Origin of the sequence: Streptomyces sp. NPDC058741, from assembly GCF_042746715.1 — a bacterium.
Lineage (GTDB): Bacteria > Actinomycetota > Actinomycetes > Streptomycetales > Streptomycetaceae > Streptomyces.
The window spans coordinates 23,066-29,720 of sequence record NZ_JBHYQH010000059.1 but is presented as its reverse complement, the minus strand read 5'-3'; the positions used below and the strand labels follow the sequence as shown (position 1 = coordinate 29,720).

The window sequence follows — 6,655 nt, the reverse complement described above, 5'->3', positions numbered from 1 at the left end:
CCCGTCGCTTCTCCGCGGCCGACCCCCCCCCCCGTCTTTCCGCCGCGCCCCTCCTCCCACCCGCCGGTTTCCCCCGTCGCACCCGTGGAACGCCGCTGCCGCTCAGCCTTCACGCCCCCCGGTCCCGGGACCGGGGTCAGGGTCGGGATCAGCCGGACGGAAGCACGCCGTCACCGTCTTGCCGTGCCGCTGGCACTTCGTGTTCCACTCGTCGGCGAGCTCGCGCACGATGGCCACTCCGCGGCCACCGACGTCGCCGGGCTCCGGCTCGCGCGGCGTCGGCAGGGTCGGATCCTCGTCGTGGACGCTCACATGAAGGCAGTCGCCGTCCCACGTGAGCACCAGGTGCGCGTCGCTGTGCGCGTGCCGGTGCGCGTTGGTGATCAGCTCGGACACGGCCAGCACGACGGCGTCCACCGTGTCCGGCTCGACAGCCGCCCAGGGCAGGGTCTCAAGCCGCCCTCGTGTCCACTCCCGCCCGGCACGCGCCCCCTCCGACATGGGGAACGAGTGAGCCCACCCCATCGCCTTCACGGCCACTGCCTCACCCATCTCTCTCCTTCGTCACCCACGAGCCCTGCCTGAACCCTGTACCCGTCACCCGCCGCGACAGGCCTGGGCACGCCCCCTGACGACCGCCGGAGCCGCCCGTGCGGCCGGGGCGCGGCAGCGCAGCGGCTCCGCCGCTACGGGTGCACGCGCACGGTCCGCGAGACGGCCCGACCGGACCGAGCGGACCGACCGCACGAGACCGGTGACATGGCCGGTCCGCGCGCGGCGGGTCGTCTCCCGCCCGGAGCTCGGCAGGGCCCTCACGCCTGGTGGGCCAGGCGCGCCGCCGTCCCCACCAGCTCTCCAGCGGCCAGCGCCAGCGCGTCAACATCGCCCGCGCCCTGATGAACGACCCCGCCGTCCTCCTGGTCGACGAACCCACCAGCGCCCTCGACCACGAACGCGGCGCCGCCGTCATCGACCTGATCACCCGGCTGACGCACCAGCGGGCCACCGCCACCGTCCTGGTCACCCACGACCGCACCCACCTCACCGCCGCCGACCGGATCGCCGAGGTCCACGACGGCCGGCTCACCCTGGGGCGGGGCCCGTCACCTCACCCGACGTCAACTCCCGAAAGGTTGTCGCTCTTCGCTCTGCGGTCGGCGGAACCCATGTGAAGAACGGATGTTTGTCCGTGCAGTTTCGGCGCACCCGAAGACTTAACAACTTCCTTACACGACGAAGCGGAGAAGCGTTATGGGCATCATTGCTTGGATCCTCATCGGGCTGATCGCCGGCGCCATCGCCAAGGCCCTGATGCCGGGCAAGGACCCGGGCGGCATCATCATCACCATGCTCATCGGCATCGCCGGTGGTCTGCTCGGCGGCTGGCTCGGGAAGGTCATCTTCGGCGTCGACTCCGTCGACGGTTTCTTCGAGCTCTCCACCTGGATCGCCGCTATCGTCGGCTCCCTCATCCTGCTCGCCCTCTACCGCGTCGTCACCGGCAACCGGCACTCGCACCGCCACGCGTGACCCGCTGAGCACACCCGCCTCCGGGCGCACCAGGAAGGCTCCCTCCCTCTTGATAGGGAAGGGAGCCTTCCTGGTGCGCGGGCATGGGCCTTGTCGCCCGAGGATCGGGGGGGTTTCCCCCGGCGCCGTCCCCCGGTCGTTCGTCGCTGGGGTCCCGCACCGGCAGCGGCCTGCTGGAGATGACGGCCCGACGTCGTGTCGACCCAGTGATTGCGAGGGGGCTTGGCGCTGCGGAGGGCCGATCAGCCGATGCGACCCTTCCGGGGGAGGGAACATGTCCCTAGAGCCTGCTCTTGAGCAGCAGGTGGGGGAGGCGCCGGGTGAGCCAGGCGCTGAGCAGGCCGAGGGCGGGGAGTCGGTGGGGAAGCGCGCGCCAGACTGCTCGCGCTCGACGGCCACCATGGCCGCCGGCACCGTACAGGCGGCACCGGCGGCCTGCCCACGTGGGGGTGACGGCGACCGCGGCGGCGGTCTGCCCGGAGGGGAAGGACGAGGAGCCGGGACCTCGACCTCGTCGTGCGGGAACCACTGCCCGGGTGGTCTGGCCCGGTCGGCGAGCTGCTTGCACAGACCGTTGCAGACCAGTTGTCCCACGGCCAGGGATGCCATCCCCGCGGGCGTGGCCTTCCGGCCCCGCCGCCCACCGAACGCCGCCGTCAGCACGGCCGACGCGCACCACGGCTTCGAACTCTCCGCGGCCCCTTCCACCGCGGACGGCACCTGGGCGACCGTGGCCGGTGTCCGCGAACCAGCCCGTTGTGCGACGACACGGTCACCCGCACGCAATCCCGCAGGCAAAGTCATGCGGGACGTGTATCCGGCGGAAAGCCGCCCGTACCCCGGTCAGGGCTCTTCGGGGGCATGCCCAGGCAGGCGGTGATCTGTTTCCCGTCGGTGCGGAGGTCCACCTCCACGGTGCTGCTGACCAGGTGCACCACGCGCATTCCATGACCACCGACGCCGTGCCGGTCGCTCCGCCTCAACACCGGTCTCTCGGTGGAGGTGTCCCATACGGTGATGGCGAGTTCTTCCTTTGCCAGTCGCAGGTTCATGCCGCAGGGCCCGGGAGCGTGCCGGATGGCATTGGTGACGAGTTCGCTGACGACGAGTTCGGCGTCCAGGAGCAGCGGGGGCGGCACGGAAGTGCGGCCGATGCGCGGCGCATGGGAGAGGAAGACACTCAGGGCCAGCCGTGCCTCGACGGGGCAGACGGCCCCTTCGGCCCACGCCGCGCCGAAGTGCAGCGCGGTGCGTTCGTTCCTGCCCTGCTCATCCGCCTGCTTCATAAGCGGGATGACCATATGAGCTCTTTCCTTGTGATGCGCGGTTCCGTGGAGGTCGTCGGATTGTCGTCGACCGTCTACCCGGGCGTGCACCGCGCATACGGACCCGGCCGGAGCTCTTTCGATTCGTGATCAGGCCGGGTCGGCGCGGTCGCTGCGCACGCGCTGGGCGACGTCGCGGAGCTTGATGTTGTGGTGCTGGGAGATGCTGCGCAGGACGGCGAAGGCGGCATCCTCGGTCATGCCGTGGCGTTCCATGAGGATGCCCATCGCCTCGCCGATCGCGTGGCGTGTTTCCAGGGCGTGCTGGAGCTGGTCGATGGTCCGGGCGTCGGCCAGCGCGACCGCGGCGTGCGAGGCGAGCAGCCAGCCGGCGGTCTCCACCTCCTTGGTGAAGGTGCCCGGGCGGCGGGCGTACAGGTTCAGCGCACCGAAGTCGTGCTCATGGGTGTAGAGCAGGACCCCGGTCATGCTGCCGATCCCCAGATCACGTGCCCCCGCCGCGTAGCGGGGCCAGTCCTCCCGGGGCTGGGTCATGTCGGCCACCCGGAAGACACGGTCCTCGTCCGTGCCTCGCGCGAGGTCGAAGCACGGCCCCTCGCGCAGCTCGCCCTGCAGACGGTCGGACTCCTCGACCATGTCACCACAAGAGGCCAGTGTGACGGCCTTGCCGTTGCGCACCGCCAGGATCCCGGCCGCGTCACAGCCCTCCACCAGCTTCACCGCCGACACAGCGATCTCGTCGAGCGTCGCCTGCACCGAGTTCTGCGCCAGCAGCCTCCGCGCGAGCTGAGCCATCTCCTCGGCGAACTCCTGCCACTGCATTCGGCCACCCCTGTCTCGATCAGTCCGCTCACACTACCGCCCGCCTCCGGGACCGCGGCTTCCCGCGTGAGCCGGAGCGCGGCGGACCTCTGCTCCGGGGCGCGACGCCTCTGCTCCGGGGCGACGGCGGGTTCACTCGCCGTCCTTGCTCCGCCCCGCGTTCCGCTCCTTGCTCGTCTGCTCTCCTCTCCCGCGTTCCCCGTCGGGAGCCTTTTGCTGCTCTTCCTCCGCTGTGCCGGACCCGGAGGGTGGAGCGGGTACGGTGCCGGGCTGTCCGGTGGCCGGAGCCGAGGCGGGCAGGACGGGTCCGGGGCCCGGGGCGGTTCCCCCGCCCGCGCCGGTGAGCACCGCGCCGAAGGTAGCCGAGACGGCGAGCATGACAAGGCCGCCGACGGAGCCGAGCGCATGCCGGGACGCGCTGATGCGCCGGGCGACCGGCGGCCGCGGTACGGCGGGGAGGGTCTTCGCGGGAGAAGGCCAGGTCGTCGCCGCTGGGGACGGCGGCGGACCGGCCGGCGCCACCGGGGGAGACGCCGATGCGCCGGGCGGGCGGCCCGGGGCGGCCAGCCAGGCCGCGGCCTGCTCGGCGGTGGGGCGCCGCCCGGGATCCTTGGCGAGCAGCCGCAGCACGTAGTCGGCCAGTGGCTCCGGCGTCTCCGCGCGGAACGGGTCGGGCACGGCAGCCGGAGCGTTCACCTGCTGCTCCGCCACGAGCAGCGAGGTGGCGCCGGTGAACGGAGGCCGCCCGAACAGCAGCTCGTACAGGACGCAGCCCAGGGAGTACACGTCCGACGCGGGCCCGCAGGGACGGCCGAGGGCGCGTTCCGGGGCCAGATAGGCGGCACTTCCGACGATCTTCTCCGCGGGGGTCTCCCCGCCGGCGGCCTCGTCGGTGAAGCAGGCGATGCCGAAGTCAGTGATCTTCACTCCGCCGTCGGCGGTGAGCATCACGTTGGCGGGCTTGATGTCCCGGTGGATCACGCCCCGGCGGTGCGCGGCGGCCAGGCCGTCCGCCAGCTGCGCCGCGATCCCGGTCGCCTCCTCCCAGGGCAGGACACCGCACATCCTGCGCACCTCGGCGAGGGTCCATCCGTCGACGAACTCCATCACGAGGCAGGGCCGGCCCTCCCAGGAGCCGACGTCGTAGACACCGACCAGGTTGCGATGACTGAGGCGGGCCGCGGTCCGGGCCTCCAGGCGGAACCGCTCGTCGCCGTTCGCCGCGGCCTGCCCGGGCCCGTCGGGGTGGAGGAGTTTCACGGCCACCGGCCGGCCGAGAACCCGGTCGGTCGCGCGCCTGACCTCGCCCATCGCACCCCGCCCCAGCGGTTCATGGAGCTCGTACCGATCCGACACCCGCACGCGTGCACCCGTCCACCGGCTCGGCCGGCCCCGATCTGACGCCGCACGGGCGGCAGGCCAGCCTGAGCCCGGGCTGACGGTACGGGGCGGGCAGGCGACGGAAACGCGCCTGCCCGCCAGCGCGAGTACCCGCTCGCGGGAGAGAAGTGGGGTCTCATGGGAACCGATCTGGCGCCCCGACCGTTATGGCGCACTTTGTGACATCGATCCGTCCATCCCGGCAGATCGGCACGCCCGCCCGCGTCGGCGGCGAAGGCGGAGCCGGCCGGCCCGGATCCCGCGGCGGCCATGGCCAGCACGATCGCTCGGCCGGGTACGGGCGTGGACGTATACGGCTACGTGTGGGTGGACGCCACAGCGCGTTCCTCTCCATTCCATTGGGGGTTTTCGCCTGCAAGAGGAGGAACGGAGCGTGTGCGTTCACCAGGGGAGGACGGTCACCTCGCGGGGCACCGCCGCCGGTGCGGCTGTCAGGCGATGGACGCCGAGATGATCGCGGAGACGGCGAGGTTGCAGGACGCCGTCACCCAGACCGCGGGATGCGGCTCCGTCTCGACCAGCGACGCACCCAGGCGCCCCGGCGTGATCAGGTCCACCACCAGGAACGCGACGGCCATCATCACAAGCCCGAGCAGCCCGAACACGGCAGTGGAGACCAGTCCCTTGCCGAAGTCCTCGTAGGTCGTCCAGATGGACGTGAACACGATGCCGCCTATGCCGAGCAGCGCGGAACTGAGCACCATGGCGGCGTTGCGGTTGCGCTGCTCCCAGATCTGCCGGCCGAGCTTTCCGGGCGTCAGGACGTCGACCAGGACGATGCCCAGGACCAGCAGGACGAGTCCCAGACCGCCGTACGCGGTCGCTCGCCCGAGTCCGTTGACGATATCGCTCATGTGGTTGCCGACTCCGTGGTGTGGGTGGTGGCGGTCAAGGAGAGGCAAAATGTAGCGCACGGGTGCCGCCGGCTGAACGGGGCTACCGGTGCAGGTGGCTCAGGAGCTCCTCGCGCACGGGGTAGGGGCGTTCCAGCGGCAGGAGGTGCCGGGCGGCGTCCGTCTCCCCGTCCCGGACAAGGGCGTGCATCGTGCGGGCCAGCGGGGTGACGTCGGTGACGGAGACGATCCACGTGTCGGCGTACCGGCGTGCCGCTTCGCCGGCGAGACCGAGCTGCAGCGACCGGTGGGGCAGCGGCTGCAGCCGCAGGTCGCGTTCGGGGTCCACTGCACCCGGGCGGGAGACCCCTTCAACTGGCGCTTCCACGCCGTGTGGTCGCCATGGAGGCCGTGCTCGTAGTGGGACAGGCAGGCGTGCCGCAGTGCCCACTCGAAGCCCTGCCGGGTGATCTCGACGGCGAGGACGGTCTCCTGTCCTTGCTTGGTGGCCCACCCGCAGCGGTACATCATCCACAGGAACGACGGCTTGATCCACGTCATGCGGTCCCGCTGCCACGCGGCCGGGAAACGGCCGTCCCGGGCCGCGGCCAGACCGATCCCCGGCCGGTACGCCTGGTAGACGGTGATCGTGGAGTCCGTGTGCAGCGCCCGGATCCGGTACTGGGGTTCTGTCATCGGACCAGGGTGATCACTCCGCCCCGCGCGCGCCATCCGATTACCGCGGCGGGTAGACTTTCGGCCCCGCACGATCCTCACGGGACC

At 71.6% G+C, this 6,655-nt stretch carries 6 protein-coding genes and 2 pseudogenes; 2 read left to right on the top strand and 6 right to left on the bottom strand.

What is annotated here, in order from left to right:
- Positions 1–102: 102 nt before the first annotated feature.
- Positions 103–540: an ATP-binding protein gene (locus tag ACFW6P_RS29685; protein ID WP_386359764.1), complete on the bottom strand. Its 438-nt coding sequence runs from the start codon at positions 538–540 to the stop codon at positions 103–105.
- 278 nt (positions 541–818) lie between these two features.
- On the opposite strand from ACFW6P_RS29685, the pseudogene ACFW6P_RS29680 reads away from it, so the two are divergent.
- Both ACFW6P_RS29680 and ACFW6P_RS29675 read left to right on the top strand, forming a co-directional pair.
- A pseudogene (locus tag ACFW6P_RS29680) lies at positions 819–1,172 on the top strand (ATP-binding cassette domain-containing protein); the annotation flags it as partial.
- A 79-nt stretch (positions 1,173–1,251) separates the two neighbouring features.
- Positions 1,252–1,530: a GlsB/YeaQ/YmgE family stress response membrane protein gene (locus ACFW6P_RS29675; RefSeq protein WP_386359761.1), complete on the top strand. Its 279-nt coding sequence runs from the start codon at positions 1,252–1,254 to the stop codon at positions 1,528–1,530.
- 800 nt (positions 1,531–2,330) lie between these two features.
- Here the strand turns inward: ACFW6P_RS29675 and ACFW6P_RS29670 are convergent.
- The 5 genes and pseudogenes from ACFW6P_RS29670 to ACFW6P_RS29650 form a co-directional block, all read right to left on the bottom strand.
- The gene (locus tag ACFW6P_RS29670; protein ID WP_386425424.1) at positions 2,331–2,831 is read right to left on the bottom strand and encodes an ATP-binding protein; all 501 of its coding nucleotides are present in this window, start codon (positions 2,829–2,831) and stop codon (positions 2,331–2,333) included.
- A gap of 114 nt (positions 2,832–2,945) precedes the next feature.
- Positions 2,946–3,638, bottom strand: a complete 693-nt coding sequence (locus ACFW6P_RS29665) for a GAF and ANTAR domain-containing protein (RefSeq protein ID WP_386359757.1) — start codon at positions 3,636–3,638, stop codon at positions 2,946–2,948.
- A 132-nt stretch (positions 3,639–3,770) separates the two neighbouring features.
- The gene (locus ACFW6P_RS29660) at positions 3,771–4,994 is read right to left on the bottom strand and encodes a serine/threonine-protein kinase (protein ID WP_386425430.1); all 1,224 of its coding nucleotides are present in this window, start codon (positions 4,992–4,994) and stop codon (positions 3,771–3,773) included.
- A 476-nt stretch (positions 4,995–5,470) separates the two neighbouring features.
- Positions 5,471–5,893, bottom strand: coding sequence for a DUF350 domain-containing protein (locus tag ACFW6P_RS29655; RefSeq protein ID WP_386359754.1), 423 nt, complete (start codon positions 5,891–5,893; stop codon positions 5,471–5,473).
- 82 nt (positions 5,894–5,975) lie between these two features.
- Positions 5,976–6,568 (bottom strand): annotated as a pseudogene (locus ACFW6P_RS29650) (DUF4291 domain-containing protein).
- Positions 6,569–6,655 lie beyond the last annotated feature (87 nt).

Bases quoted from the DNA above. Each gene is read 5' to 3' on its own strand.
- ACFW6P_RS29675 (WP_386359761.1), top strand. From the start codon at position 1,252: ATGGGCATCATTGCTTGGATCCTCATCGGGCTGATCGCCGGCGCCATC.
- ACFW6P_RS29670 (WP_386425424.1), bottom strand. From the start codon at position 2,831: ATGGTCATCCCGCTTATGAAGCAGGCGGATGAGCAGGGCAGGAACGAA.
- ACFW6P_RS29665 (WP_386359757.1), bottom strand. From the start codon at position 3,638: ATGCAGTGGCAGGAGTTCGCCGAGGAGATGGCTCAGCTCGCGCGGAGG.
- ACFW6P_RS29655 (WP_386359754.1), bottom strand. From the start codon at position 5,893: ATGAGCGATATCGTCAACGGACTCGGGCGAGCGACCGCGTACGGCGGT.